This is a genomic window from Marinobacterium iners DSM 11526 (assembly GCF_900107855.1).
Taxonomy (GTDB): Bacteria; Pseudomonadota; Gammaproteobacteria; order Pseudomonadales; family Balneatricaceae; genus Marinobacterium; species Marinobacterium iners.
In genome coordinates this window covers 82,932-109,504 of sequence record NZ_FNRJ01000014.1, presented here as the reverse complement: position 1 = coordinate 109,504, position 26,573 = coordinate 82,932, and the positions used below count along the sequence as shown (strand labels likewise).

Annotated in this window: 25 protein-coding genes and 1 pseudogene; 10 read left to right on the top strand and 16 right to left on the bottom strand. The window is 54.7% G+C overall.

Annotated features, from left to right (window positions below; genetic code table 11):
* Positions 1-580: pseudogene (locus BLV48_RS14200) on the top strand (IS3 family transposase); the annotation flags it as partial.
* Positions 579-1,478 (top strand): hypothetical protein, encoded by a 900-nt coding sequence (locus tag BLV48_RS14195; protein WP_091827450.1) that lies wholly within the window; start codon positions 579-581, stop codon positions 1,476-1,478. The pseudogene BLV48_RS14200 and the gene BLV48_RS14195, both read left to right, overlap by 2 nt.
* A 178-nt stretch (positions 1,479-1,656) precedes the next feature.
* Here the strand turns inward: BLV48_RS14195 and BLV48_RS14190 are convergent, their stop codons facing one another.
* A complete protein-coding gene (locus tag BLV48_RS14190; RefSeq protein WP_091827449.1) occupies positions 1,657-2,619 on the bottom strand; it encodes a LysR family transcriptional regulator in 963 nt (320 codons plus the stop codon).
* A 196-nt stretch (positions 2,620-2,815) separates the two neighbouring features.
* Here BLV48_RS14190 and BLV48_RS14185 point away from each other — a divergent pair, with 196 nt between their 5' ends.
* From BLV48_RS14185 to BLV48_RS14175, 3 genes are all read left to right on the top strand, one after another.
* Positions 2,816-4,057, top strand: a complete 1,242-nt coding sequence (locus tag BLV48_RS14185; protein WP_091827448.1) for an MFS transporter — start codon at positions 2,816-2,818, stop codon at positions 4,055-4,057.
* 61 nt (positions 4,058-4,118) lie between these two features.
* Entirely contained in the window at positions 4,119-4,688 is a 570-nt protein-coding gene (locus BLV48_RS14180) for a hypothetical protein (RefSeq protein WP_091827447.1), read from the top strand.
* Positions 4,681-5,097 carry a hypothetical protein gene (locus tag BLV48_RS14175; RefSeq protein WP_091827446.1) on the top strand — a complete coding sequence of 139 codons (417 nt, stop codon included), beginning with the start codon at positions 4,681-4,683 and terminating at the stop codon, positions 5,095-5,097. Before BLV48_RS14180 ends, BLV48_RS14175 begins: the two co-directional genes overlap by 8 nt.
* 262 nt (positions 5,098-5,359) lie before the next feature.
* On the opposite strand, the gene BLV48_RS14170 is transcribed toward BLV48_RS14175, so the two are convergent.
* The 8 genes from BLV48_RS14170 to BLV48_RS14135 form a co-directional block, all read right to left on the bottom strand.
* Positions 5,360-5,848 carry a tyrosine-type recombinase/integrase gene (locus BLV48_RS14170; protein WP_479691121.1) on the bottom strand — a complete coding sequence of 163 codons (489 nt, stop codon included), beginning with the start codon at positions 5,846-5,848 and terminating at the stop codon, positions 5,360-5,362.
* A gap of 176 nt (positions 5,849-6,024) precedes the next feature.
* The gene (locus tag BLV48_RS14165; protein WP_091827445.1) at positions 6,025-7,356 is read right to left on the bottom strand and encodes a PepSY-associated TM helix domain-containing protein; all 1,332 of its coding nucleotides are present in this window, start codon (positions 7,354-7,356) and stop codon (positions 6,025-6,027) included.
* A 131-nt stretch (positions 7,357-7,487) separates the two neighbouring features.
* The gene (locus BLV48_RS14160) at positions 7,488-9,860 is read right to left on the bottom strand and encodes a TonB-dependent siderophore receptor (RefSeq protein ID WP_091827444.1); all 2,373 of its coding nucleotides are present in this window, start codon (positions 9,858-9,860) and stop codon (positions 7,488-7,490) included.
* A gap of 172 nt (positions 9,861-10,032) precedes the next feature.
* Positions 10,033-11,013: a FecR domain-containing protein gene (locus tag BLV48_RS14155; protein ID WP_091827443.1), complete on the bottom strand. Its 981-nt coding sequence runs from the start codon at positions 11,011-11,013 to the stop codon at positions 10,033-10,035.
* Positions 11,010-11,522, bottom strand: coding sequence for a sigma-70 family RNA polymerase sigma factor (locus tag BLV48_RS14150; RefSeq protein WP_091827442.1), 513 nt, complete (start codon positions 11,520-11,522; stop codon positions 11,010-11,012). Before BLV48_RS14150 ends, BLV48_RS14155 begins: the two co-directional genes overlap by 4 nt.
* A 450-nt stretch (positions 11,523-11,972) precedes the next feature.
* A complete protein-coding gene (doeB2, locus tag BLV48_RS14145; protein WP_091827441.1) occupies positions 11,973-13,142 on the bottom strand; it encodes a N(2)-acetyl-L-2,4-diaminobutanoate deacetylase DoeB2 in 1,170 nt (389 codons plus the stop codon).
* Between the two features lie 81 nt (positions 13,143-13,223).
* Positions 13,224-13,757 carry a DUF3750 domain-containing protein gene (locus BLV48_RS14140; RefSeq protein ID WP_091827440.1) on the bottom strand — a complete coding sequence of 178 codons (534 nt, stop codon included), beginning with the start codon at positions 13,755-13,757 and terminating at the stop codon, positions 13,224-13,226.
* Between the two features lie 61 nt (positions 13,758-13,818).
* Positions 13,819-15,210 (bottom strand): mannose-1-phosphate guanylyltransferase/mannose-6-phosphate isomerase, encoded by a 1,392-nt coding sequence (locus tag BLV48_RS14135; RefSeq protein ID WP_091827439.1) that lies wholly within the window; start codon positions 15,208-15,210, stop codon positions 13,819-13,821.
* Positions 15,211-15,326: 116 nt separating this feature from the next.
* Here BLV48_RS14135 and BLV48_RS14130 point away from each other — a divergent pair, with 116 nt between their 5' ends.
* Positions 15,327-16,778: a DNA recombination protein RmuC gene (locus BLV48_RS14130; RefSeq protein ID WP_091827458.1), complete on the top strand. Its 1,452-nt coding sequence runs from the start codon at positions 15,327-15,329 to the stop codon at positions 16,776-16,778.
* 41 nt (positions 16,779-16,819) lie between these two features.
* Here the strand turns inward: BLV48_RS14130 and BLV48_RS14125 are convergent, their stop codons facing one another.
* Complete coding sequence (locus BLV48_RS14125) at positions 16,820-17,299, bottom strand: MaoC family dehydratase (protein WP_091827438.1); 480 nt, start codon at positions 17,297-17,299, stop codon at positions 16,820-16,822.
* A gap of 255 nt (positions 17,300-17,554) precedes the next feature.
* On the opposite strand from BLV48_RS14125, the gene BLV48_RS14120 reads away from it, so the two are divergent.
* Positions 17,555-19,486: an FAD-dependent monooxygenase gene (locus tag BLV48_RS14120; RefSeq protein ID WP_091827437.1), complete on the top strand. Its 1,932-nt coding sequence runs from the start codon at positions 17,555-17,557 to the stop codon at positions 19,484-19,486.
* A gap of 142 nt (positions 19,487-19,628) precedes the next feature.
* The gene (locus BLV48_RS14115; RefSeq protein WP_091827436.1) at positions 19,629-20,048 is read left to right on the top strand and encodes a hypothetical protein; all 420 of its coding nucleotides are present in this window, start codon (positions 19,629-19,631) and stop codon (positions 20,046-20,048) included.
* A 23-nt stretch (positions 20,049-20,071) separates the two neighbouring features.
* Here the strand turns inward: BLV48_RS14115 and BLV48_RS14110 are convergent, their stop codons facing one another.
* Positions 20,072-21,007: a DMT family transporter gene (locus BLV48_RS14110; RefSeq protein ID WP_091827435.1), complete on the bottom strand. Its 936-nt coding sequence runs from the start codon at positions 21,005-21,007 to the stop codon at positions 20,072-20,074.
* 184 nt (positions 21,008-21,191) lie between these two features.
* On the opposite strand from BLV48_RS14110, the gene BLV48_RS14105 reads away from it, so the two are divergent.
* Both BLV48_RS14105 and BLV48_RS19540 read left to right on the top strand, forming a co-directional pair.
* On the top strand, positions 21,192-21,833 hold the full coding sequence (locus tag BLV48_RS14105) for an ATP-grasp domain-containing protein (RefSeq protein WP_309546611.1): 642 nt from the start codon (positions 21,192-21,194) through the stop codon (positions 21,831-21,833).
* Positions 21,796-22,011 (top strand): hypothetical protein, encoded by a 216-nt coding sequence (locus tag BLV48_RS19540; RefSeq protein WP_309546610.1) that lies wholly within the window; start codon positions 21,796-21,798, stop codon positions 22,009-22,011. Before BLV48_RS14105 ends, BLV48_RS19540 begins: the two co-directional genes overlap by 38 nt.
* Here the strand turns inward: BLV48_RS19540 and BLV48_RS14100 are convergent.
* From BLV48_RS14100 to BLV48_RS14080, 5 genes are read right to left on the bottom strand one after another with little or no spacing between them, the layout of a single operon-like run.
* Positions 21,939-22,478 (bottom strand): hydrogenase maturation protease, encoded by a 540-nt coding sequence (locus BLV48_RS14100; RefSeq protein WP_091827434.1) that lies wholly within the window; start codon positions 22,476-22,478, stop codon positions 21,939-21,941. The genes BLV48_RS19540 and BLV48_RS14100 overlap by 73 nt on opposite strands.
* The gene (locus tag BLV48_RS14095) at positions 22,475-23,770 is read right to left on the bottom strand and encodes a Ni/Fe hydrogenase subunit alpha (RefSeq protein ID WP_091827433.1); all 1,296 of its coding nucleotides are present in this window, start codon (positions 23,768-23,770) and stop codon (positions 22,475-22,477) included. Before BLV48_RS14095 ends, BLV48_RS14100 begins: the two co-directional genes overlap by 4 nt.
* The gene (locus BLV48_RS14090) at positions 23,763-24,560 is read right to left on the bottom strand and encodes an NADH-quinone oxidoreductase subunit B family protein (RefSeq protein ID WP_091827432.1); all 798 of its coding nucleotides are present in this window, start codon (positions 24,558-24,560) and stop codon (positions 23,763-23,765) included. Before BLV48_RS14090 ends, BLV48_RS14095 begins: the two co-directional genes overlap by 8 nt.
* Before the next feature lie 2 nt (positions 24,561-24,562).
* The gene (locus tag BLV48_RS14085; protein WP_091827431.1) at positions 24,563-25,405 is read right to left on the bottom strand and encodes an FAD/NAD(P)-binding protein; all 843 of its coding nucleotides are present in this window, start codon (positions 25,403-25,405) and stop codon (positions 24,563-24,565) included.
* The gene (locus BLV48_RS14080; protein WP_091827430.1) at positions 25,405-26,499 is read right to left on the bottom strand and encodes a 4Fe-4S dicluster domain-containing protein; all 1,095 of its coding nucleotides are present in this window, start codon (positions 26,497-26,499) and stop codon (positions 25,405-25,407) included. The genes BLV48_RS14085 and BLV48_RS14080 overlap by 1 nt, the downstream gene beginning before the upstream one ends.
* Positions 26,500-26,573 lie beyond the last annotated feature (74 nt).

The following is a 26,573-nucleotide window of genomic DNA, read 5'->3' as shown; positions in this document are numbered from 1 at the left end:
AGTTGAGCATCGCGAGCAGTTCGGTGTGCGCCGCTTGTGCAGGTTTCTGAAAGTATCAGCCAGTGGCTTCTATGCCTGGTTGAAACGCAAAGTGAGCCGGCGTCAGCAAAGCGATACTTTGCTGACCGAACGCATCATTCGGATTTTTGAGGCAAGTCGAGAAACTTACGGCAGTCCAAGGGTACATCAGGCCCTAAAGCGACAAGGAGTCCATGTGGGTAAAAAACGAGTCGAACGGTTGATGAGGGAAGCGGGTTTGAAGGCCCGTGTTAGCCGTGTTTACCGCAAACTTGCCGGGTTACACCGTTTCTACCAACGTGCGCCGAACTTGCGTAAAGACCTGCCTAAACCGACAGCAACCAATCAGCATTGGGCTGCCGATTTGACCTATATTCGCGTTGGAAAACGCTGGCTGTACCTGGCTGCTGTCATTGATTTGTACTCCCGTCGCATTGTGGGCTGGTCTTTGGGAAAGCAGAAAACGGTATCATTGACCAAGGCTTCGCTACAGATGGCATTACGCAACCGGCGACCTGTGCCGGGTCTGATTTTTCATACAGATCGTGGAGTTGAATATCGTGTTTAACCGTATCACCCAAACCACCATAGCTATTGTCCTCGTCCTCATTGTCGAGCTAATTGTTTATTCCTTACTTGTTAAACCCTATATTCGCCACTGGGGAGCAACCAGCTTTGAATACAACATGGATCTCGCTGGTGATGGTGATAACATGTTTATTGCATCGACCCGAGCCATTGAAATCGACGCTTCTAAGCCAGAAGTTTGGCGTTGGCTGATGCAGCTTGGCGCAGATCGCGCTGGCTTTTTTAGCTATGACTTTATTGAAGAAGCGTTGGGCTACAATACTAGATACGCTGATATGATCACGCCCCAGTTCAAAGATATAACGACCAATGATGTCGTTAGGGGCACAATAAACGAGGACAAAGCTGTTATTCCGTATAACTTCAAAGTGCTTCTCGTCGAGCCTGAAGAAACGTTTGTACTTGAAAATTGGGGAAGCTTCTTACTCCGCTCTGTGGATGACGGCACCACACGAGTGGTCGTGAGAACACAAGAGTTAGCAAGCGATGAGCTGTTCACTAAGTTAAAACATCAATTAGCTATTGCATTTCACTACTTAATGGAACGCAGAATGCTATTGGGTTTAAAATTTAAAGTTGAAGACACACTAGATTCAACTTACAGACGTGATCAAGATATTATGTGGATTGCATCGATTATACTGTCGGGTAGCCTCATATTTTCTCTTGTGTTTGCTCTAAAATCTTTTGTTGCTCAGTTAGTGCTTCCTTCTTTTCTTGGCGCGGCTTGGTTGGGAACGTTATTCGTTCTTAGCCCTGTTGCGGCAAACGGAATTACTCTACTGGCCGTCGTTACATTAGTTTGGATCGTGATAACCCTTAGTGGAAAAAGAAAGTTGCACGAGCCGCAAGCTGACGCGGCTTCTGCTTAGTTAAGACAATAGCATGCACTCGCAAAACAGATTGCATGCTAAGAGCGTCAATGCTTAAATTGGGTGTTCATAGGGTAAAATAGAGGGGTAGTTTTCATGAGTAACGAAGATTATCTGCTTTCAGTTTGCTTATCGAAACGATGCTCAATTTATTCGCAATATAGGGAAATTATAAGCCCTACCCACCAAAATCTATCATAGGCGTCCAGTTTTCCGCCCACGTATAGGTAGAACCTTCGCCCGTATCAGCCAAGGATCGAGTAAGAAAATCCACAAACACTCTCACTTTAACAGGCAAATATGCACGTTTCGGGTAAATAGCGAACACGCCACTGTCTGGATGCGGTGGTCTGAAATAGGGATACAGGGAAACCAGTTCACCACGTTCCAAGCCCTTCTTGGCAAGGAAGTGCGGAAGTTGGGCAAAGCCCAGTCCGTCAGCGCACATATACGCCATCGCTTCGCCATCATCAGTGATATGGCTGCGCTCTAATTCGTAAGGCATATATTCACCTGTTTTATCAGGTAAAAAAATCGGCTGAAGCTGTTGGGTTTCTTTGATTCGAAAACCAACCCAGCGGTGTTTATGGAAGTCTTCTGGGCAGCTTGGCGTGCCATGCGTTTTCAAATAGTCCGGCGAAGCACATATCAGGAAGTCCATCGGGCTCAAGCACCGCGCCACAAGCCGACTGTCTTTGAGATACCCAGTGCGTAAAGCAATATCAATCTCGTTTTCGATGATGTCCACATGGAAGTCGTTTATATCGAGTTCCAGCTTTATATCTGGGTATGTTTCACAAAACGCTTTCAATAGCGGGCGAAGATATAGATGCCCATAACAAACCGCCGAACTGATTTTCAACGTGCCACAAGGGGAGTCATTCAGCTGTTTCAACTCTTCCTCACAGGTGGTGAGATCTTGGATCATTTTACGCACCGTATCGGCATAACGTTCACCCGCAGAGGTAATCCGCAACTGTCGGGTCGAGCGCTGAAATAATGTCAATCCTAGCTGCGCTTCCAAGCGACCAATGGACTTACTGACGGTGGAAGGATCACTGTTACATAGCCTTGCTGCTGCCGCAAAACTGCCACCATCACAGGTGGCTAAGAAGATTTCTAATGATCTAAGTTTATCCATGAATTGATATTATCCGTAAGCTAAGTATTTCCATCATATACACACGAAAATTAGCGTATTTGGTGATTGACTATACCAAGAATGATTCATGAATAGTATTCATGACTAATTGGGATGTCGGCCTATTTTCCAAAAATATTCCCGTTCATAAAATTCTCACCTATAGACGTTCATAGATTTATTAGGTTGAGAATTTATGTTGAAGTACTTCATTTCAAACAAACTACCCGCAGGTCACCCTCTGACCTATTTATTCCTAGCGTTTATTACTATGGTAGGGCTTTCCTACATTAACTTCATGCCGGGATTCGTCAATGCACTGGCTGGCAACATCGGATTCAACGAAGCAGAAGCCGGACAAATCGTTGCACTCAACGGCTATGGTGGCTTGATTGGCAGCACCATCGCCATCTTTTTGGTGCGACGCATTCAATGGCAACCGGCTATGTTCTTGTTCTTAGTGTTATTGTCAGCGATTGACCTCTCAACAATATGGCTAAGTGAGCTATCGGTAAGTACAACAGGGAGTAGTAATTACACACTGATGCTGGGCTGGCGTTTCTTAGCAGGCACATTCGGTGGTCTGAGTCTTGGTATTGGCTTTGCTGTTCTTGCCAGATTGAATAACCCGGATCGCGCCTTTGGCACCTTGCTTTTCATACAGTTCAGCATCGGCTCCATCGTCATGTATTTCTTACCCGAACTTGAAGCACAACTGAGTGCATATGCGGTGTTTTATGTGATGGCTGCATTTGTGCTCATGAGCCTTGCGATTTTGCCTTTTTTACCGGCGCTCTCTCTCAAATACTCAACGTCAAATCAACCAATAAGTGACCACACCGCATCGTTCTCTGGTACATCACACAATGCCTTATTGCTGATGCTCGCGATCATCACCTACCAAATCGCGGCCAGTGCCATTTGGGCTTACGTCGGGTTGATTGGCCTTGGCGCAAACATCAGCAATGACGATGTCAGTATGTACATTGCGACGACTGGGTTGTTAGGGGTGCTCGGTGCCATGTTACCTGTGATCAGTGGAAATCGTTATGGGCGCTTGTATTGGATCATGGCTGGCATAGGCATGTCGATGGTATCCGCAATCATGCTCAGCGCATCCCAACTAACACCGTTGCTTTATGTCATCGCGATGTCTCTGCTGTTTTTCTCCTGGCCCGCCATTCAGTCCTATTTATTGGCGGTCACGGCTGAACAAGACACAAGTGGCAAGCTCTCTACCATTGCTGCCGTCGTCTCATCAATCGGCTTAGCGAGCGGCCCGTTGATCGCCTCTGGTTTCCTGAATTCAGAGAACTTTTCACTGATGCTCTACGTCTGCATCGCCATCTTTGTATTGAGCTTCATCCTCTTACTCAAGCCCGTTCAGGCTCAAGAGCAAGAACGGAGCATAAAGCTACCAGCTCAGTACCCGTCATGATCTTAAAAGCACCACCTACAAGGTTTTAATTCAGAATTAAGTCAACATAAGAGATACAACCATGATCAAATACATCTTCAAAAAAATGCTTTTGTCGATGAAAACCCGTTACGACTACGACGTTCGATACATGCAGGACATCCTTAAAACCAGCTTGGGCGCCTTTCTAAAACTTATGGGGTTTCAGACCATGTCCTCCCATTCAGGGAACTTACCGCCTGAACCACTCTATGCCGCCAGACTTCGCGCCATCATTTGGGACGACTGTGGGCCGTGTACCCAACTGGTCGTCAATATGGCGTTAGAGGAAAAAGTCGACCCAGAGATAGTACGCGCCATCATTGATAGAAATATGGACGAACTGCCGGAAGAGATCGCACTGGTCGTGCGCTTCACCGAGTTTGTGCTAGCGCACAACCCGGAAGCCGATGATCTACGAGAACAAATCTTGGAATTATGGGGTCAAGAAGGACTGATTACACTTGCCTATTGCATCAGCTCTTATCGCGTCTATCCGGCCCTTAAATATGCATTGGGTTACGGTAAAGCCTGTAGCCGAATCAAAGTCAATGAGGATTCTCTTGCCCCGACACGATCCGACACATTAGCGATGGGCGCAGAGCATGATTAGTAAAGTCATCATCACGATTGCTAGCCTAATAGGGCTGGCAGCCTTTGCCAATGGCTTCTTCATGTTGATCGACCCTGAACAATGGTATTGGCTTGTTCCTGGCGTCCCGGAGCGCGGCCCGTTCAACCAGCACTTTTTGCGAGACATAGGCATGATCTACATGCTGATTGGTGTGGCACTGTTTTATGGCGTCTTCTATAAGAGCGTACTTTACAAAAAACACCGATTTCTACTTTGGTTAATGCCGATTTCATGGCTGGTATTCCATTCCATATTTCATGCTTGGGAAGTGGTGGTTGGCATCTCAGGGCCTGAAGCCCTGCACGTGGATTTTGCCGGTGTCACGCTGCCAGCCATTGTTGGGATAGGCTTGCTCTACGCAAGCTATAAATTACAGGGGAAAGAGTAGGTGTCTCGGTTGTTGAGCCGTTAAAAATGGATTTAAATTAGTGTTTCAATAAACAGATAAGTTGAGGCAACACACAGTTTATCTGTTCATTGAAACTCTTGCCGCAGACGTAAATTTGTCAAGCTAACACGTGCAATCACACGGATAAAATTTCCGCCGCGCTCCAATTTTCCCGGTGTTGCAAGCGTTAACTGTCAGTGTACATTTATTAGAACTCCTTAAAGGTCCGCAAAGGGCCAGCTCATGCCGGCCCTTTTAGTCCTTAAACATCAGTTTGTTCTGCCAAAACGAGCGCGTCTTCCAACTCCACTCCTAGGTATCGGACAGTGCTATCCAACTTCGAATGACCGAGTAGTAGCTGGACTGCCCTCAGATCATGCGTACGTCTGTATATCAGAGTCGGCTTGGTCCTTCTCATCGTGTGTGTCCCGTAGTCACAGACATCCAAACCAACACTTGTAACCCACTGATCAACGATGCGGGCATGTTGCCGTGTAGTCAGAGGGCGGTTGGGAACGACCCTGCTGGGGAACAGAAAGTCATTGCTTGTTAACCTTTTATTGCCGATCCAATCGCGCAGGGATTTTCGGGTCTCTTCAGTAATCTCGAACTGTACTGGCTTGCCTGTTTTCTTCTGGACGATGATGGCTCTACTCTGGATCGTTGTACCGTGGCTGATGTCTTTGACTTTTAGGTTCATCAAGTTACAGCCGCGTAGTTTGATATCGATCGCGAGATTACACATCGCCAGGTCACGAGCCTTTCCTACAAGCTCAAGACGGATTCGAATACCCCAAATCTATTTAAGTTTCAGTGGGCGTTTTTGTCCCAGCAACTTCCCTTTGTTCCAGGGTGACTTCAGGTGTTCTACAGTAACACGGGGCTCGCTCATCGCTCTATCCTCCTCAGTTGGGGGATAAGTATTGATCAGTCTGTAGGCCTGCGCTGAAGCGCAGAAGTTGATCTCCATAGCATCCATACCCACCCAGCCAGAATGCCCAGTGTCACAGCTATCCAACCGTTAATTACTGCACTGACGCCAGGTGCCAGATTAGGAAATTGGTGTGCTCCCTCCACCACGAGTCCGTAGTAGTCTCTGACTTCAATGAAGCCAAAGGAAGATGAGGCCGCCAGTACCAAAACAGAAACCACCATTGCGGCACTGGTTCCCGGCCAGCGATGGCGTTCTTTGGCTTCACCGGCTAAGCGCCTAGCATGCAGGTAGGTACCGCTCAATATGAGTCCCGACAGCAGCAGGCCAAACAGGAACCAGATCGATTTGCTCCACAGGCCGCCAAAGTCACCGAAATGCAGCGGATCGGCGGTATCGGTCCAGCGCCAATAGAGTGAATAATCGTGTGGCGTTTGGTTGTAGAGGACCTCACCAGTGTAGCGGTCCAGGCGTACCCGGTTGGCGCGATCCCTGACCAACAGGTGGTCGGACTGGCCTTGAATCACGATGGTGGGGCCGTCAATGTAAACACTGCGGATTTCGAGGTCGGGGCGCTCTGTCCGGGCTTTCTCAATCAGTTGTGTAAGTGGTTGAGCGGGGAGACCATTGGGGTGGTTCGGTACCGGCAGTTGGTGGATCGCATAATGAGCAGTGCCGGCATAGCTGATTTTGCCATCAATGAAATCGTACCGTGCCGCTTCGACAAGATACCACAGGCCCGTAATGCCAATAACAACAAGAAACCACAATGACCAAAGGCCGCCGGTTTTGTGCAATTCGCTCCAGAAGCTTCGGCTATGTAACTTTGGCCAGCGAAAGAACCGGCGCCACCAGCGCTTGTAGAACATCAGCGCGGCAACCAGTGAGACCAGCATGCTGACGGCGAAGGCGGAAACCACATATATGCCGATGCCGGGTAGAAAGAGGTTCCTGTGAAAACTGCGAAAAAACCTTTGTACGTTAAAGTAGCTGTAGTCCCCGAGCAGTTCGGCTGATGCAGGGTCGGCATATACACGCACAGACTTTTTTTCGGGCAAGTCGATTATGACCTCGGCGGATGAAAGGGGGTGTAGGGGAGCGCTGAGCCAACGCAGCGTGGCGTCGGGATAGGCATCCTCTACATTTCTGACCATTGCTTCCCAATCCAGTGGGGCTTTGGGTACGTCTATCCGCGTTTCGGGGGTTACAAGCCAGTCCAGCTCGTGTGCGATGACAGCGAATGTTCCGCTCCAGCAGATAATGAATAGCAGCAGGCCGGTAATCACACCGGTAAAGCTGTGAATGCGGAACCAGGTTCGAACTTTCATAAACGATGCCCAATACAGAGAGCACCGGTCTGAGCCGGTGTCTTTTGTCAAAATAGAGTAGAGTGAATTAGCAGGCTGACTGCCCCGTGCGGCGGCAGTCAGCCATTCTTCAGGGTCTGTAATCAGGTCACTTAGAAAGAGTAGCTGGCAGACAATATTACCTGAAGCGGATTCCCCGGATAGACTCGGCCAGGGTAGTAGCCACCGGTCCAGTGGTCTTCATCGGTCAGGTTCTTACCCATCAGAGACAAATTCCAGCTGTTGGTGCGGTAGAATAGTCCGGCGTTGTATAGAGTGTATGACGGCAGGTCGAAGCCTTCTTGGAAGGTCTTGCGCTCGCCCACGTATTCGGCACCGACACCCATTGAGAGTGCCTGGTTCAGCTGGTACTTGGTCCAGATTGACGCCGCGTGCTTGGGAGCACCCTCTTTGGTTTTGCCTTCATTCTCTTTTACTTCGTCCTTGGTGACCTCGGCCTCGTTGTAGGCATAATTGGCAATAATGGATAGTCGGTCCGTAAGCTTGCCAATCATCTCCAGCTCAAGTCCTGTGGACTGCTCCTGTCCACGTTGACGCATCAGGTCGGAATTTCCGGTGACGTTGGCCCAAGTAACAATGTCGTCATTGACGATGTGGTAGAGTGCCGCTGTGAACAAAAGGTCGCCATCAAATGCCTGATGCTTGGCACCCACTTCATAGAGTCGGCTGGTAGTTGGAGCGAAGGGACCGCCTTCTTGCGCTGTGTAACCGAAATTCGGCTCGAATCCTTCGGCGTAAGTGCCATAGAAGCTCAAGTTGTCGGTATGGCGGTATACAGTACCCAGGCGCAATGCCAGATCACTGTCCGAGTTTTCCTCTCCTCCGACCGGGGTGGTTGTGAAGTGCGAGTAGCGTACGCCAGCCAGCAAATCCCAGTCGCCTAACGTCATTTGATCCTGAATGAACAGGCCAACACGTTTGTTCTCAGCTCCCCAAGGGCTCAATGAGGGGGTGGTGAACGTGTAACTTTCCACGGGTCGGCTGATATTTTCAGGGTTGAGAACATCAAACACGAAGACGTTGTTGGCACCCATGTCACGTGATTCATTCTCTTGCGTTAATGCATCACCCCCGACAACCAGTTTGTGGGAGATGTGCCCGGTATCGAAATGGCCGGTCGCATATATGGTTCCGCTGAGGGTTTCTGCTTCAGTTGTACGATCTCCGTATCGTACGTTGTATTCACTGCCGGAAGGCAGACTGCTGCCTACTCGGTGTTCGGTCAGGTGCTCGTCATAACTGTGGTACTGGAACGCGGCTGCGAGGCGCCACTGATCCGACAAGGCCTGGTCCAGGGACAGTGAAGCGGTCAGGTCCTCGTAGTCGAGGCCATCACCAGGCTGAGTGACCGAAACGTCGATCGGTATTGTGCCCAGCGAGTCTGCATCGGCCAGATTCGGCTGTCCGCGGTCCAGTACGGTGTTGCGGTTGGTGTAGCTGAACTCCAGGTTGAGGCGGGTATCATCGCTGGGAACCCACGACAAGGATGGCGAAAGACTGTAGCCTTTGTCGAAGATCTCGGTTCGGAACGAGTCATGGTCCCATTTTGAAGCGTTGAAGCGATACAGGAATGTACCACTTTCATTGACAGGGCCCGTTGTGTCGAGGGCGACCAGGCCCTGCTTTTTGCCTGAACCAAAGCTGCTCAGATCACCGCGTATCTCATGTCGACTTTCGTTAAGCGGTTTTTTCGTAACTATATTGATCACGCCGCCCGGACTGGCTTGCCCGTACAGCATGGCGGACGGCCCCTTGATGACCTCGACGCGTTCAACGTTGGCGATATAGGGCTGGGACCAGAAGTTATTGTAAACACGCATGCCATTGACGCGTCGGTCATCCGAGTTGCGAAAGCCGCGAATCGTCAGATCATCGTATACCGAGAACTCGTTTACCCCGGCCACGAAAGGGGCCACATCATTGAGTAGCAACAGGCTCTGCTCCTCAATCACCTCTTTGGTCACAGTGTTGACCGTCTGAGGAACATCCAGAATGTGGGTTTCGGTCTTGGTGGCTGAGAAGGTGGTTTCGGCAAAGTCAGTCTGAGAGGCACGGCCGGTCACCTCAATGGCCTGAAGCGTTACTACCTCATCGCCTCTCAGTTTGGCTTTGACACGGTAACCGCCGTTTTCAGGAATGGCGATCAGACTGGTCCCATTCAGCAGTTGCTGCAATGCCTCCTGAGTTGCATAGCTGCCTTTCAGGCCTTTCGTCGTCTTGCTGTTCAGCTCACTTGTTTCATAGCTCAGATTAACCCCGGCCATACGAGCAAACTGCTCCAGGGCAGAGTCCAGAGGGCCTGCAGGAACGGTGAACTGGTGCACCTCGGTGGATTTTGTCGCCGCGAATACCTGTGCCCCGGCTGTAAGGCCAAGCGCGATACTCAGAGTGGCGGCCTGGAGGGCGATGGCAAGGGGGGAGCGGCGCAATACACACGACTGTACGCGAAGGGGGGGATGGTTCATTCTCAATCCTCATTAACAAATTAGGGTTGTCGAGTGCGGGGGCTGAATAAAAGCCGAATGAGAATTAAAATCCCCTCAATTTGCATTTAATTTTTTGATGGTTGAGTCTCTGGCAGAGAAAGTGCCAGGGAATTGACATAAGTAATCAAAGGCCCAAAGGGGCTTGTCGCTGTCAGGCAAGGTCGACGACCACCCAGAATGGAGTCCTGAATTCAACTTTGATAGGTTGGGTATTCGCTAGGAATTTCAGAGTGTCATCGGTGTTGTGTAACTGAAAAACGCCTGAAACGGGAAAGTCTGCCAGCCTGGGCGTATAGTCGATAACACCGGTGCGATAGCGACTTAGTTCATCGAGCAGCTCTCCCAGTGGAATGCGTTTGCCCGCTATAACGCCACTCGTCCATGCATCGGCTGGAATTGTGCCTGTAGCGGCCTGTGATATGCCGTTTGCCGACAGCCATATGCTTTCACCGCTCTGACCCCGCTGATGGGTGCCTTTGCGGTTGAGCAGTTCGACGTGTCCCTCAAGAATGCTGACTCTGGCGCGTTGGTCTTCGAGCCGTACGGTAAAACGCGAATTCAGAGTCTGTATGCGACCTGCTGATGTTTCGACTCGAAACGGGCGGGGCTGCTCATGTCCAGAGTCCCGGCCCGTTGCAAGCAGCATTTCCCCACGTCGCAGGGTCAACGTGCGAAGCTGTCCACCCAAGTCCGTGCTGACGGCACTGTCTGTATTCAGCATCAAGTGACTACCGTCAGGCAAATCCAGGGTGGCTTGCTCTCCGGTTACGGTCGTGAAGTCCGATAACAAGCGCTGCCATGGGGTGTATTCCTTTGTCAGCCAGCCGCTACCCAACATCATTCCAGCCAGTGACAGTGTCTTGAGGGCCCTGCGACGGCCTTGTCGAGAGATTTGGCGTTGTTTATCCAGCGTTCTGAGAGCATGTGCGATGGGCTGGGATTGGAGCGTGGTGAAGCCCCCATGTAGGTCCTTGACGCGTGACCAGGCCAACCGGTGCAGGGGGTTGCGCTGCAGCCACTGTTCCAGCTCTGTATGCTGATCTTCAGTTGCCTCGTTCATTTCAAGCCGGATGAGCCATCTAATCGCTTCATCAATGATAGGGGCCGGGACGGTGTCCTTGTGTGATTTCATGGTTCATACTGCAGGTGATAGCAGTGTCGAAGTGCCTTGGCGAGATAGCGCTCTGCGGTAGCACGGGAAACGCCAAGTTGCTCAGCTACTTGGCGGCAGGTGCACCCTTCAAGCTGAGCCAGCAGAAAGGCCTGGCGCACTTTGGGTTTGAGGGTGTCCAGCATTTGATCGATTTCTGTCAGTGTTTCGAATAGTACCAGCCCCAGTTCTGGAGATGGTATGGACTCCTCAGGTAGCTGTGCAAGTGTTTCCTGCCAGGCCAGCTCCAGTTCACGGCGTCTCCAGTGGTCTGTCAGCAGACCTCGCGCTATTGTGGCCAGAAACGCTCTGGGTTCACGCAAAGGCTGGTCTTGAAGCTGCCCACGACGCCGAATAACCCGTAAAAAAGTATCTTGGGCCAGATCCTCTGCCTGGCAGGCACACTGAGTACGTGAACGAAACCAGCAGCGTAACCACGTGTTGTGCTCGATGTAGAGTGCTTCTGTTGGGCAGATACTTTTCGACGGCATGACGCAATTCAACCACAGCCTGTAATTTTTTATAAATGATAATCATTGTTAATATGGTACGCAACAGCGGGTTGAATCAGGGAGGCAGGCTTTGGCTGGCGGCTTGAGCGGCTGGCAAATAGCTGTCAGTTAATTGGTCCATATCAGCTTGCCTCATTCTCAGCCGTTGAGGACGGTCAGCCTAACGTCAGCTTCGGGCCAAATACTGCTGATTGGTTGTCCGTCAAAGCAGCCCACCACGAACTCAATAGCATATGGTCTCATAGGCCAGGGTTTTAAATTTGAGCTTCATTGGGCTATTGCCTCCAACAGTTTGTAGAGCCTGCAGACTTTACTACTGAACTTGAGGAGTATGTATCTGACTTCGCGCTCCACAAGGTCTTTTGTTGCCATTGCGACTTCCACAAACGGTTCACCATCCCGGTTGTGCTCCAGGTATTCGATAGGTAGTCAATCGGCCTTTTCCGGCAAAGGCGCTCCTGTCAGTCGGGCAAAAACCTCTACCACTCTGGGCAGCAAGTCGTCATTGAACTGGTAGTGTGGGCTGTGGCAGGGTGCCTGGAAGTTGTCCTCCCGTGCCATGCCAATCAGCGCGAACGCCCCCGGCACTTCGTTCAGGTAATAGCTGAAGTCTTCCGATGCCATGATTGGTAGCGGCAGGTTCTGCATCTGCCACTCTTCCCCAAGAGAGGACTCAAGTGCACGGCGGTATTCTGCGGCCGCTTCAGGGTGATTGATGGTGGCTTCATAGCGCTTCACGGTTTCAACCTGCGCCGTGACACCGTAGGTGCGCGCGGTGTCTTGGGTGATCTGCTCGATGAGTTCGTTCACCAGTGGACGCAGCTCGGGCTGTGCCAGACGGATGCTGCCCTCAATGCGAGCGGTCTCGGGTGTCACGGTCGGTGCACTGGGCGCTTCAATGGAGGCAACGCTTATCACGGTCGCGGACTGTGGTGGCAGGCGTCGGCTGACGATTTGCTGCAGGTTAAGGGTCACGGCTGCGGCGGCCAGCACCGGGTCGCGACAGATTTCGGGCTGGCTGGCGTGGCCCCCTTTGCCGGTCAGGGTGATGTGAAAGGTACCGTTACCGGACATGACCGGCCCATCGGGACAGGCCGCTTGTCCCCAGGGTATGGCGGGCCAGTTATGCCAGCCGTAAATACGGTCAATACCGTTCAGCGCCCCCTCTTCAATCATTTTGCGGGCGCCATGACCGCCTTCTTCAGCCGGCTGAAACAGCAGTGTAACGGGGCCAGGAAGGTCTGTTTCGTGAGCCTTCAGCCAGGCTGCCGCAGCCCAAAGAGCTGCGGTATGGCCGTCGTGGCCGCAGGCATGCATACAGCCGGGCGATTCAGATCGGTAGGGCAGGTCGGTAAGCTCTTCGATAGGCAGGGCGTCTATGTCGCCGCGCAGGGCGATATGAGGTCCGCTTGCATCAGCAGCCAGAGTGGCAAGCGTGCCGTATTCTGCACAGCTGCGCCAGGCAATCCCCAGTTTGTCCAACTGTTCTCGGATCATTCGGCTGGTGTTTTGCTCCTGCCAGGTCAGCTCCGGCTGGCGATGCAGCTGGTGTCTGAACTGAACAGCCTCTTGCATGATGGCCTGCCATGAATGAGACATGCCCCCTCCTTGTCAGTGGGTTGTACATCTTGTCATGTCACACAGTCTGGCAGAGAGTCGCGCCAACCCCCAAATCGATCGTCAGTCTGCCCAGCCCGAACCGATGGCTCTGAACGGCAGTTCCAGTTGCAGATCAGGCACTTTTTGAGCGACCCAGGCCGGAAAGGTATTGCTGTTGGGGCCGGGGAATACCCGGTATTCATGTTTCCAGGGGTAGTTTTGTGCCGTGCTCTCGATCTGGGTGATCAGCTCATCCACGCCTTCGCCGCGACGGTCCAGAATCAGCTCAGGCCTGGCGCCAAACCAGTGGCGGTCAGGCGTGTCCTGCTCGATGCGCAGCACCGGCAAGCCGCGCCGCTCGCGCCAGCCAACGACCTCGTATACGGTGTACTGATCCGCGTTGCGCGGTTTGAGCGCGATCCATGTGTGCACAGCGAAGATCCCTCGCCAGCCCCAGGCGTCTGCGGCATAGACCTGTATCACGGGCTCGGGTGTTGTGCTTGGGTCGGGAGCGATGCCGGCGCTGGCACGGCTGGCGGTACGCCAGTCGTTGTTGGCACAGGCCGTCAGCAACGGTAACAACAGCAGAATCAGCAGGTGTTTGGGTTGTATCATCTAGGGGCCTCCTGATTCAGCTTACGTAGCGTGCTTGCATACGGATTATTCGGTACCCATGTCACCCACGGCCATAGCGATCATCCAGCCGTTCAATATCGGCTTCATCCAGTACATCACCTGACTGGACTTCAAGAATCAACAGGGGTTCCATGCCATTGTTGGAGAGCCGGTGCAGCTGTCCCTGCGCAATGGCGATGGATTGGTTGGCACCCAGCTCAATATGTTCAGCATCCCGCGAGATGCTGGCATGGCCGCTGAGAACGACCCAGTGCTCGGCACGATACCGGTGGCGTTGCAGAGACAGGGCAGCACCGGGGTTGACGCTGATCAGCTTGACGCGAAAGCCGGGACCGTCAAGAAGATGCTCGTAAAAGCCCCAGGGGCGGTGGACCCGGGGATGGTTGATCAGCTCGGATCGGCCCTGTTGCTGCAGTTCGGCTACCAGTTGCCTCATCTCGTTGGCGTAGTTCTTGTCGGCCAACAGCAAGGCATCCGGGGTATCCACCACCAACAGGTTGCTCAGCCCCAGGGCTGCAATCAATCGCTCCCCACCCATGAACAGCGTGTTGTGGCAGTGTAAACGTGTCACCTTGCCCTGAGCGCGGCAACCATCGGGTGTCTCAGGCAGCTGCTGTTCGAGGGCTGCCCAGCTGCCCAGATCCTGCCAGTGGGCCTGCAGTGCGGTAACGTGGCAGCTGGAAGCATGCTCCAGCAGCGCATGATCGATAGAGATCTCCGGGCAGGTTAGAAAGGGCTCGACACCCACCCGGATGAAGTCCAGATCGGTCGTGCGCTGTTGCCAGGCATGCTTGCAGGCTGTAATAAGATCCGGCTGCAGAGGCGTCAGAGTTGCCAGTAATGTGTCCGCCCGAGTGAGTAACACCCCGGCATTCCAGAAGGCTCCGCGCTCAATGAGATCAGCCGCCTGTGCCGCATCCGGCTTCTCGATAAAGCGCTCAACCTGCACCGGGTCTTCAGGGTCTGGCAGAATATATCCATATCCGGTTGCGGGATGATCTGGCACTACGCCAAAAAGGCAAAGCTGGCCGGATTCGGCGGCGAGTCTGGCGCTTTCAGTCGCCTGCACCAGAGAATCAATTGGTTCGATCAGTTGGTCAGCCGGCAGGGCCAGCAACAGCTGGCAGGGTGTGCCCCGCTCAATGGCATCCAGTGCGGCCAGTACAAGACTGGCCGCCGTGTTGCGGCCTTTGGGTTCCAGCACAATGCGGCCTTGCAACCCCGTTTCCTGCAGCTGTTGGGCCAACAGAAAACGATGCTCTTCGCGTCCTATCAGCAGTGCGGGGACTTGACTGATCTGAGCGGCGCGCTGCAGGCACTGCTGCAGAAGGCTTTGCTGGCCGGCCAGGCTTAAAAACTGCTTGGGATGATGCTGGCGGGACAGGGGCCAGAGGCGGCTGCCACTGCCACCGGCCAGAATAACGGGCTGCATCTTGGGTCTCGGGCTGACGAAAAGCTGCAGTGTACCGCAAAGCGTTGCGAGATGGAGTGAAGAGAATCCGTCTCGGCTTTGCTAACATGTTGAAAACCCGTACGGATGAGACCGTTATGCCTGTTGAAAATCTGCTTCCTGCCATTGTTTCTTCGCTGATCATCGCGCTGCTGGTTTGGGCGCTGGTCAGCTGGCGCAGCGGGTTGAAGCTTGAACGCGAGCGACAGGTTGCTGCCCAGCTTCAACTCCAGCTTGAGCAGCTGCAGGATGAAAGTGACATGCTGCGTGACCAGACTCAGCAACAGCAACAGGAGCAACTCAGGCTGAAGGTCGAGCTGAGCCGGCTGCAGGTGCAGCATGACGAACGTCAGCAGGCCGAACGGCAATATGCAAGCTGGTGGCAGGAAGAGAAATCACGCCTCCAGTCACTGCAGCAAGAGTTGCAGCAGCTGCAATCTGAACACAGTGCCCTTAAGACACGGCGTGAAGAGCAGGAACGCCATTTCCAGCAGCAGATGGAACAGCTCGAAGCCAGTCGTGAGCAGCTGAAAAAGGAGTTTGAGCAGCTGGCCAGCGAAATTCTGGAGCGCAAGGGCAAGGCGTTTACCGAAATGAGTCAGCAGAGCCTTAACCATCTGCTGAATCCAATCCAAAGCGAAATGAAGGGTTTTCGGGAAAAGGTAGAGCATATTCACCTGCGGGAAACGGAGCAGCGTGTCCAGTTGCGTACCGAATTGCAGAATCTGCAGCAGCTGAATCGTGCGATTACCGAACAGGCCGAAAAACTCACCACTGCTTTGCAGGGACAGAAAAAGGTTCAGGGCAACTGGGGCGAGTTGATGCTTGAGAACGTACTGGATAACGCGGGCCTCAGGGCCGGTGTCGATTACCGGCGTGAGGTGAGCTTCAACGGTGAAGATGGACGCCAGCGTCCCGATGCGATCGTCTATCTGCCCGGTGACAAGCACCTGATCATTGATGCCAAGACCTCGCTGGCGGCCTACACTCGTTATGTCAATGCTGAACAGGACAGTGAACGTCAGCAGGCTTTGCGCGAGCATGCCCGTGCGGTTGCCGATCGCATCAAGGAGCTGGCCGAGCGCCGTTATGATCGTCTGCCGGGATTGAATTCACCTGAAATCGTGATCATGTTCATCCCGGTGGAGTCGGCCTATGTAGAGGCGCTGAAGGCTGATGAAACCCTGTATCAGCGGGCACTGGAGCAGAATGTACTGGTGGCGACACCAACCACGCTGCTGACCAGTCTCAACATCGTGCGGCAGCTGTGGCGCTTTGAGGATCAGAGCAAGCATACCGCCGAGCTGGCTGACCGGGCCGAGCGGTTCTACAACAAGCTGAACAGTTTTCTCACCAGCATGCAGGATGTGGGCAAGAAGCTGGATGGCGCTCGCATCAGCTATGAGCGCGCGTTTGCACAGCTGTACTCGGGTCGAGGCAATTTGATCAAGCAGGCGGCCGAGTTCAAGGAACTCGGCGTTTCGGTGCAGAAAGAACTGCCGACAGAACTGGTCGACAAGGCCAAACTGGAGCTGGATACCGGCAGTTGACGTGAACTGTGCGCGATAGGTCTGACGCGTGACTCAAGGCGTCACCCACGGATCATGTCGTCTTGGCCGGTACTTCGGCTGAAAACGACCAGTTTGGACGTCATGATCTGGACAATATGCCCATCCTGATTGGATGTTTCCGAACGGACAGTGACAATGCCCCGGTCTGGCCGTGATCGGGAGGGTGTAACCCGGGTTATCTCACTTGTCACCTGTAAGGTGTCACCAGGGCGTGTAGGTTTTGGCCAGCTGACTTCGACGCCGGCACCGATCAGGCCGCCTGCAACCGGCATTCCGCCCTCCACCAGCAGACGCATGGTTGTCGATGCGGTATGCCAACCGCTGGCGGCAAGCCCTTCGAACAGGGTGTCTTTTGCCGCTGACGCGTCTAGATGAAAAGGTTGCGGATCGTAGCTGCGGGCAAATTCCACAATGGCCTTTTCATCAAGTTGTGCCGTACCGCTGGTGAATATCTGTCCAACGCTCAAATCTTCTAAATAAAACTTTGCTGGGGTAGGCAAGGCATCACTCCTGTGCAGCGGGATTTTTAATGGTGACCATTATCAATCGGATCGAAGGATAGGTGATATTTATCATCAAAAAAAGCGGTTCTTTTATCCGAGGAGACACTGCACATTCTTGATGAGCGAGCGTCTTGTCCCCATTTTCAGGTGACAGGCTCGCAGCGCCAATCCTCTAGTCTTCATGCAACCAACAAACGCAAAGACAGGCTAAAGTCATACTGGCCCTGCGAATAAGCATAAGAGGATCGCGTGATGCAATATCATCTAAACGGTTTCAAACCCGGCAACTACCAAATTCCTGATGCTGCGCGTGAGCCGGTTGCCCCGCTGCCCATTGTGGATCTGCCCAAGGAAGTGGATGTCCTGATTGTCGGTTGTGGCCCCGCAGGGCTGGCACTGGCGCGTCAGTTGTCCGAGTTTGCCGATATCAAAACCTGCATCGTTGAGCAGAAGTCCGGCCCCATGCTGTTTGGCCAGGCCGATGGCATCTCCTGCCGCACCATGGAAATCATGGAAGCCTTCAACAGCAGCGAGATGCTGGTAAAAGAGTGCTACCAGCTGCGTCAGAATGCGTTTTGGGAGCCAGACACCGATCATCCCGAAAACATCAAGCGCACCCACAAGGTGCCGGATGCGCGCCTCGGTCTGTCTGAGTTCGTTCACGGTGTTGTGAACCAGGCACGGTTGCATGAACTGCTGCTGGAAGGCATGGCGCAATCGGTTACACATCTGGTGCCGCACTACAGTCGTCGATTGCTTGAGCTGGAAGTGGATGAAAGTCTTACCCAGCACCTGAATGCACACCCGATCACGGCGACCTTTGAGCGTGTTGATGCCGAGCAGTCGGCCAAAGTTGAAACGGTCAAGGCGCGTTATGTGGTCGGTACTGACGGTGCGCGCAGTGCGGTGCGCAAGAGTCTGGGTATTGAGTTGCAGGGTGACTCTGCCAACAAGGCATGGGGCGTCATGGACGTTCTGCCGGTAACCGACTTCCCCGATATCCGCGTCAAAACCTTTATCCAGTCCAAGGAAAACGGCGCCGTGATGATCGTGCCCCGAGAGGGTGGCTATCTGGTCCGACTGTATGTGGAGCTGGGGCTGTTGGAGAATAATCAAAGGGCATCTCAGCTCGAGTTAACGGCTGATGACCTCATCGCCAGGGCTCAGTTGATTCTGCAGCCATATTCGTTTGATGTGAAGGAAGTAGGCTGGTGGTCAATCTATGAAGTGGGGCAGCGTGTTGCCGAACGATTCGACAACAACCCGGTGGGCAACCCGGATGGTCTCATCCCGCGTGCCTTTGTGGCCGGTGATGCCTGTCATACGCACAGCCCCAAGGGTGGCTGGGGCCTGAATACCTCGCTGCCTGATACGTTCAATCTGGGCTGGAAACTGGCCGCAGTGCTGCAGGGCAAGTCTGATCCCAAGCTGTTGCAGACCTATGTTACGGAGCGCCGCAAGGTGGCGCAGATGCTGATCAATGCCGATCGTGAAATGTCCGCCCTGGTGGCCACGCGCCCAAGTGCAGATAAGGCAGATGGACAGGCCAGGAAGACCAGCACGGCGGATATCGAGAAGTTCATCGCCAGACAGAACGGCTTTATCGCAGGGACATCCATTGGTTACGATGAATCCTATCTGTCTACCGGTCATGAGCATCAGGGGCTGGCAACGGGCTTCCCGATTGGTCAGCGTTTCCATTCAGCCGAAGCGGTTCGTGTCGCCGATGGTTGTCCTGTCCACCTTGGCCATCTGAACAAGGCGGACGGTCGTTGGCGCGTATTCGTGTTCGGCAACAGGCAGGATCCGCGAGATACCGCTTCTGAGACTGGCAAGCTGGTACAGTTTCTCGAAAACGCTGAATCATCACCGGTCAAAAAATATACGCCTGCCGATGCGGATATTGACTCGGTGATCGATGTCTACGCTGTGTTTCAACAGCAGGATCTGGCTATAGAAACGCTGCCGAACTATCTTTGGCCTGCCAAGGGCAAATATGGGCTGAGGGACTATGAGAAGGTGTTTCAGACCAATGCCAGCCACGATGTTTTCGAGCAGCGTGGTATCGATCGCGACAGCGGCTGTATGGTTGTGGTTCGGCCGGACCAGCATATTGCCACTATCCTGCCGCTTGATGCGCATGCAGAACTGAGTGCATTCTTTGATGAGTTCATGATTGCATAAGGCGTCGCCGCAGCGGCAAGCACTGACCTGCCTGCAGGCGGCACTTTGCCACTTGTGGCGCTCAAGTTGTTGATAGGATTGAGTTAAAGATCATGGCCTGAATCTTGCTTGAGTCTGGTGTCACCTAATAAAGGAGCCCCGGATGATCAGGATCGACTCACACTCAACTCCTATGATCACGCAGACCCGATCCGCGAGTGAAAAAGGAGAGGTGGATTTTGCCGTGCTGCTGCAGGAAGAGGCCGCCAGAACGGCTGCTCAAAGCCGAGAACAGCTTGAGCGAGATCAGGCTGCAGAAAACAACATGCGCATGGAGCAAACGGCAGAGCAGGATGCGCACGATGAGCTGATGCGCCTGCTGCAGATGTCACCTGCTGAACGCATTCGCTACCAGGTGCTCAAGGAGCTGGGCCTGACTGAAGAGTCTCTGGCCCAACTGCCATTTGATGTGCGGATGAAGATCGAAGCAATGATCAGGGAAGAGATAGAGCGCCAACTGTCCGGTGGACAGCAGGGGCCGAACGGCAGTGATCAGAACGTTCAGCAAGCCATAAGTCTTTGATCACGGCCCCCGCCGCTGTAGGCTCATGAGTCAAGGGCTTCTCTTACCAGGCGTGCCTTGCGTCGGTTGAGCAGGTCCTTGGCACTGACCAGAAATATGCCGGTGAGCACCAGCAGGCCGCCGCTGATGAACTGTACACTCAGGGTCTCGCCCAGAATGAGGACCCCGAACAGCACACCGATCAGTGGCGTAATGAAAGTGAATGTGGCCATGCGTGATGCGAGATAGCGGCGCAACAGCCAGAACCAGGTCAGATAACTGGCAAACGCGATCACCACGGCTTGAAAGGCCATGTTGATACTGGTTTCGGTGGTCCAGTTCATCTCGCCGCGGCCCAACGCAAACGCCATGCCGATCAGCAGGATCGAGGCGGCAGCCATCTGGTAAAACAGCGTCTTGACGGCAGGTGCCTCCGACAGTTTTGAACGGCGAATGGCAACGGTGGTGAAGCCCCAGACGGCACCAGCCAGCAGGGCATAGAAGTCCCCCAACAGGGTGGTTTGCTGTCCGGTGTTGCCCGGCCCCAGAAATGCGATGCAGACGCCCAAAAAAGCGAGACCAATACCGCTCCACTGAATGCGGCTCAGGCGTTCGTCAGCATGGACGAAGTGCATCCCCAGCGCGGTAAAAATGGGGGAGGTATAGAGGAATACAACCATATGAGAGGCGCTGGTGTACTCCAGCCCCAGCCCGACAAACAGGAACTCGACGGCAAACATGGTTCCTACCAGTATGCCCGCCTTGACGGTACCATCTGCAAACACGCCACGACCTTCACTGCGCAGCATCAACAGAAACAGCACACTGGCCGCAAAGGCCGAGCGCAGTCCGATCTGCAGCGTCGGTACGATGTCATCTGCCGCCAGCTTGAGCGCCACCTGCTGAAAGCCCCAGATGGTGCACAGCATCAGCATGATGCTGATGGCAAAAAAGTCGAGATGATTGCGCTGGGCCGACATGTTAATGACTCCTGGAGACGAACAGAATGTAACACAGCTTACACTCTCTGCCGGGTGAATTCACCCTGCCGCCGGGCCGATAAAACAGCACCGTATTTCTGTTCAAAAATGCAGCAAAAATTGCTTTACGCCGCCGCAGAAGCGGATTATTATCCGCGACTTTCAACTCACCGGTTCAACACAAATGAAATGCGTGTCCTTTGATGCGTTCCGAACCCTTCACCTTCCCGATGTTCACTACATCAAGCCGGAGCATTTGTTCCGTGAGCGCGAACGAATTGAGTCGGCGGACTGGGTTCTTTTCCCTGAATACTGGCAGGTCAACGCACTGGTATTTGGCCTCAACAAGAAGATATTTCCGAGCCTCTCCTCTTACCTGATCGGTCATGACAAGGTTGAGATGACCCGTGCCTTTCAGATGGTGGCAGCGGGCAATATTCCCTGGACGCTGATTGAGCCCAATGATCCGCAACATGCGGAGCGTGTCTGGGATCAGATGCCATTGCCTTTCGTTGCCAAGATTCCGAAAAGCAGCATGGGGCAGGGCGTCTTTCTGATCGAGAACCGGGCGGACTGGAATGCCTATCTGGCGAAGACGCCGGTGATCTACGTGCAGGAACAGCTGCCGATTGATCGTGACCTGCGCATCATAGTGGTAGGTGGCAAGCTGGTGGCCGGTTTCTGGCGCTGCCAGGGTCATGATGGCTTTCATAACAACCTGTCTCAGGGGGGGCACCGTGGATATCGAGACGCCACTGCCACAGGCCGCCGTGGATCTGGTGCTGCGCGTGGCCCAGCAACTGGAGATCGACCATGCCGGCTTTGACGTGGCGATGGTGGATGGCTACCCCTACCTGCTGGAGTTCAACCGCCTGTTCGGCAATACCGGACTGCAGGGGTTGAGTCAGCAGGTCTCGCAGGCGATTGAGCACTACTTGCGCGAGCAGTCGGAGCGGGATGACGATCCGATCGATCCGACCCCGCCGCTGCCGGTTGCGGTATAGCGCGCATCTGAATCAGCGGCAATCTGCTCTGCCAGCCAGGTCGAAAGCTGTTCTGCCCCTGTCATGACGCTGGAGGACAGGGTGTCGTGTTCAGGCTGGCTTGAGCGGGGGGCGATGCAGATCCCAAACAGCCGGAGCCGATGCGGCAGGCCCCCCAGGGCCTGTGCCAGCTTCAGCGTGGGTGCCAAACCAAAGCCATGACTGGACAGGTCTTCAGAACTGTCCAGCTGGTCGATATCAAGCGGCATCCAGTGCCCCGCGGGAAATACCGTTGTCTGTGCGGCATCGATCAGAATCGTTTTTATGTCCCGCTCAAGCCAATTGATCAGATCCAGGCCTGGCCGATCCAGCGTTATCAGCTCCACATTCTCTGGCAGTGAGTGCTGTGCCAGCTGTTCCAGGACCACCCAGCCTGCACGGTCGTCCCCGAACGGAGAGCCGATGCCGATCACCCGCCAGCCACTCATGATCGACGCATATCCAGCCTGAGAAAATGGGTGGCGCAGGAGATACAGGGGTCATAGTTGCGAATGACCTGCTCGGCCCTCAGCCTGAGAGACTCCTCATCCCGGTTCAACCCGAATGCGGTCAACGAGCGATACAGGTCCGCTTCAATGCGCGCCTGATTCTGGCTGGTGGGCGGCACGATGCGCGCTGCCTTGATCCGCTGATCAGGTCCTACCTCATAGCGGTGCCAAAGCAGACCGCGCGGCGCTTCACTCATGCCAAAGCAGACCCCTGCGCTCAGTTCGGGCTGCGGGCAGGGAGCGCTTGGGTATTCATAGTCCTGCAGTATGTTGATCGCCTCGTGAATCACAAGCTCGATTTCCAGCGCACGGGCAATCAGGCTGTGGAACATGTTGTTGCTGGGTAGTTGCATCCGGGTTGCCTTCAGACTTTGCTGGATGGCGGGCGGCAGGTGTTGGTGATTGAGATTCAACCGAGCCAATGGACCGGTGAGATAGGGTTCGCCGTTCAGATCCGACCAGAGGGCGGTGGAATCCGGCTTGTGGTGTTCGTGGAAGTGCTGCTCAAACTCTTCAACCCCCAGTTTCAGCCCGGTGCTGGTAATCAGCCGACCGGACTCGATGGCATAGCGATCCGGATGAGTCAGTGCGATGCTGATAAAGTCCTGCGGGTCATCCGGCAGGTCCAGTCCTGCGCAAAAAGTGGTCAGGTCACGGGCCAGTGGCTGAGCCTGGCGCAGCCTGTCCAGCAGGGGCGATATCTGCTTGGGTTCAGGGGCGCGGTGGAAGCCACCAATGCGGGCGCCAACGGGGTGTACCGAGCGCCCCCCCAGCAACCGGATCAGCTCATTGCCCAGCGCCTGGAGTTGCATGCCACGCCGGACTGTCTCCGGGTGTTGCTCGGCCATGGCGATGGCGGAGTCGAAACCCAGAAAATCGGGCAGGGCGAGCAGATGGATATGCAAGGCGTGACTTTGCAGCCATTCGCCACAGTAGAACAGCCGGCGCAGTTTTTGTACCCAGTGTGGCAAGGGGTCTTTGGCCAGTGACTCGAGGGCATTAAGGGCGCTGACCTGATAGGCGATGGGGCAGATGCCACAGATGCGGGCCACAATGTCCACGACTTCATGGGCATCGCGCCCTTCCAGAAACTTCTCGAAATAGCGTGGTGGCTCAAAGATCGACAGGCCCAGTTCAACCAGTTGGCCATTAACGACCTCCAGTCGCAGCGAGCCCTCACCCTCTACCCGCGTCAGGGCGGGTACATCGATGCGGATACGGCGCTCAGTCATCTTCAGCCTCCTGTCCCGAGTGCCAGAATACCCGACCGGTTTGCAAAAACGCGGGGGCCTGAGAGTTGATCAGCAGAAAACGTCGGGCAATGGCGTCCGGCATCAGGCCCAAGCCTGCGAAACGGCGTGCCAGGGTGTCGCTTTGGGCCGTTTCGGCAGGACCATAACAGCCATAACAGTCGCGGCCAAAGCGTGGGCAGAGCGCTCCGCAGCCGGTGCGTGTGACCGGGCCCATACAGGGTTTGCCCTCGGTAACCATCACGCATACGGCCTGCTGGCGCTTGCACTCCAGGCAGACCCGGTCACGATCATCCACTGGTGCGACGCCGAACAGCAGCGAGCGCACGGCTGCCACTACCTGAGCACTGCTGACAGGGCAACCCCACAACTCCAGATCCACGTCCACCACGGAGGCGATAGGCCTTACCTCCTGCAGGGTCTCAATGAACTCGGGGCGGGCGTAAATGGCATCACGCCATTCATCATGTTGGCCGTCCAGATTGCGCAGTGCCTGAAGGCCGCCGCTGGTGGCACAGGCGCCGATGCTGACCAGAAAGCGGCTGTTTTTACGTACCTGTTGGATGCGCTCCAGCTCATCCGGCGTAGACAGGCTGCCCTCAACGAAGGCGATATCCACTTGAGCATCGGCTTCGCTCATGCCTGCTTCCAGAAAGTGCAGAATTTCCACCTGTTCACTCAGCTGCAGCAGCGACTCGCCCAGATTCAGAAACGCGAGCTGGCAGCCATCGCAGGAGCTGAACTTGTGCACGGCAACTCTGGGTCTACTCACCTCTATACCCCCTTGAGGCCCAACCGGTCACGAATGTGCGGATAGTTGAACACCGGGCCGTCGCGGCAGATGAAGTCGGCGCCGAACTGGCAGTGGCCACAGTGGCCGGTGGCACACTGCATGTTGCGCTCAAGGCTGAGCCAGATTGCATCCTCGGCCACACCCTGAGCGATCAGCTGTTCGGCACTGGCGCGCATCATCGGTTCGGGGCCACAGCAGTAGACGCGGGTTTGCGCCGGTCGCAATGACAGACGTGTGATCAGTTCGGTGACTTTGCCGCTGAACCAGGGCCAGTCGGGCGCGGCGCTGTCTGCAGCCAGCTGTACCTCGGTATCGGGCTGGCGCGCCCAGGCCTCGTACTGGGTACGCCAGATGAGATCGTCCGAGTGGCGTACCCCCTGAATGATATGAATCCGGCCGAATGCCGAGCGGTTTACAAACAGGTGCTCAACCACCGAAACCGCCGGGGCGCAGCCCAGTCCGCCGGTGATCACACACACATCCTTTGCCTGAGCCTCGGCCAGAGGCCAGCCGTGACCGAAGGGGCCGCGAACGCCGATTCGGTCGCCGGGCTTGAGTGCCGACAGTGCCCGTGTGACACGGCCCACCGCGCGAATGGTGTGTTCAAGCAGGGGCGTGCCATCATGGTCGTTTGTCAGGGCCTTGAACGAGATCGGGACTTCACCGACACCGAACACGTCCAGCATGTTGAATTGGCCGGGCTGAATAGTCAGCAGCGAGGGGTCTGACGGATCGTCCAGTCGCAGCTGCAGGGTAAAAATATCGGCGGTTTCCTGCACTCGGCGGACGACTTCGGCACTGGCGGGGAGCTGCTGATGACGCATTATTTCACCTCTTCGCCCAGCTCGCGGAGCACCTGCAACGGGTCGATCCCTACCGGGCACCAGCCGATGCAGCGACCGCATCCGGTGCAGCCGCTGCGGCCATACTGCTCCACCCAGCTGCCGAACTTGTGCGTCAACCACTGTTTATAGCGGCTGCGGGTATCCGGTCGGACATGCAGGCCGTGAATGTAGCTGTGGCCTTCACTGAAACAGGAGTCCCACTCACGCTGGTGCTCCGATTGCTGGCCATCAAGCGTCGGGGCTTCAGCCTCGCTGTGACAGAAACAACTGGGGCAGACGGAGGTACAGTTGCCGCAACTGAGGCAGGCATCAGCGACCCTGTCCCAGGCTGGGTGTTCACTCTGATGAATCAAACCGGCTGGATCGAAGGCTGGCAGGGACCGTTGCTGGCAGCGTGCCTGTGTGGCCTGCTCGATGGCTTCCTGTCGCAGGGTGGCATCGGACGCAACCAGTGGCAGGGCCCGCATGATACTTTCCCCGCGCACACTCCCGGCTCTGACACGGTAACCTTCGGCCAGCTCGGTCAGGGCCAGATCAAATCCGGTTTGCGCTTCGGGTCCGTCGCCAGTGCTGGCACAAAAGCAGGTGTCAGCCGGGTGCGAGCAGTCCACCGCAATCAGCAGCAGGCTGTCGCGGCGTTGACGATAGAGAGGGTCTTCAATTCGCTCAAGAAAGTGGCGGTCCTGCAGTGCCAGCGCGGCCAAATCACAGCCACGTATCCCGATCACCGCAGTAGCACGGGTCACGACGGGGGCTTCATGAAAGCGCAGGCTGCCATCGGCCTGCAGCTCCGAGCGCCAGAGTGTTTCTTGCGGGGTAAACGTCAGAGGTTTTATTGCCTGCGGGCCGTTGGCCCAGCTGAAGCAGCGTGGGGAATCACCCTGCTGCAGTCGATAATGCCCGGGTGCCTGCTGCTGGGTAACCCCTCTCGGCAGTTGATCAACGTGCTGTGTTGGTCTGAACAGAATAGCGCCATCGCGCACCTGTGGCGCAAGGATTTCAAAACCCTGCTGTAACAGGTGATCCAACAGGGATTGAAGTCGATGACGGGGGAGAAAGTCTGCCGGTTCCATTCTGTCGCCGCTGTCGGGGATACCCATTCAACGTTAGGCACAAAGGGCGATGAATACAAGCAGCAGAGGCTGCC

Coding starts and splice junctions, on each gene's coding strand:
- BLV48_RS14190 (WP_091827449.1), bottom strand. CDS start 2,619: ATGGATAAACTTAGATCATTAGAAATCTTCTTAGCCACCTGTGATGGT.
- BLV48_RS14185 (WP_091827448.1), top strand. CDS start 2,816: ATGTTGAAGTACTTCATTTCAAACAAACTACCCGCAGGTCACCCTCTG.
- BLV48_RS14180 (WP_091827447.1), top strand. CDS start 4,119: ATGATCAAATACATCTTCAAAAAAATGCTTTTGTCGATGAAAACCCGT.
- BLV48_RS14175 (WP_091827446.1), top strand. CDS start 4,681: ATGATTAGTAAAGTCATCATCACGATTGCTAGCCTAATAGGGCTGGCA.
- BLV48_RS14165 (WP_091827445.1), bottom strand. CDS start 7,356: ATGAAAGTTCGAACCTGGTTCCGCATTCACAGCTTTACCGGTGTGATT.
- BLV48_RS14160 (WP_091827444.1), bottom strand. CDS start 9,860: ATGAACCATCCCCCCCTTCGCGTACAGTCGTGTGTATTGCGCCGCTCC.
- BLV48_RS14155 (WP_091827443.1), bottom strand. CDS start 11,013: ATGAAATCACACAAGGACACCGTCCCGGCCCCTATCATTGATGAAGCG.
- BLV48_RS14150 (WP_091827442.1), bottom strand. CDS start 11,522: ATGCCGTCGAAAAGTATCTGCCCAACAGAAGCACTCTACATCGAGCAC.
- doeB2 (WP_091827441.1), bottom strand. CDS start 13,142: ATGTCTCATTCATGGCAGGCCATCATGCAAGAGGCTGTTCAGTTCAGA.
- BLV48_RS14140 (WP_091827440.1), bottom strand. CDS start 13,757: ATGATACAACCCAAACACCTGCTGATTCTGCTGTTGTTACCGTTGCTG.
- BLV48_RS14135 (WP_091827439.1), bottom strand. CDS start 15,210: ATGCAGCCCGTTATTCTGGCCGGTGGCAGTGGCAGCCGCCTCTGGCCC.
- BLV48_RS14130 (WP_091827458.1), top strand. CDS start 15,327: ATGCCTGTTGAAAATCTGCTTCCTGCCATTGTTTCTTCGCTGATCATC.
- BLV48_RS14120 (WP_091827437.1), top strand. CDS start 17,555: ATGCAATATCATCTAAACGGTTTCAAACCCGGCAACTACCAAATTCCT.
- BLV48_RS14115 (WP_091827436.1), top strand. CDS start 19,629: ATGATCAGGATCGACTCACACTCAACTCCTATGATCACGCAGACCCGA.
- BLV48_RS14110 (WP_091827435.1), bottom strand. CDS start 21,007: ATGTCGGCCCAGCGCAATCATCTCGACTTTTTTGCCATCAGCATCATG.
- BLV48_RS14105 (WP_309546611.1), top strand. CDS start 21,192: ATGAAATGCGTGTCCTTTGATGCGTTCCGAACCCTTCACCTTCCCGAT.
- BLV48_RS14100 (WP_091827434.1), bottom strand. CDS start 22,478: ATGAGTGGCTGGCGGGTGATCGGCATCGGCTCTCCGTTCGGGGACGAC.
- BLV48_RS14095 (WP_091827433.1), bottom strand. CDS start 23,770: ATGACTGAGCGCCGTATCCGCATCGATGTACCCGCCCTGACGCGGGTA.
- BLV48_RS14085 (WP_091827431.1), bottom strand. CDS start 25,405: ATGCGTCATCAGCAGCTCCCCGCCAGTGCCGAAGTCGTCCGCCGAGTG.
- BLV48_RS14080 (WP_091827430.1), bottom strand. CDS start 26,499: ATGGAACCGGCAGACTTTCTCCCCCGTCATCGACTTCAATCCCTGTTG.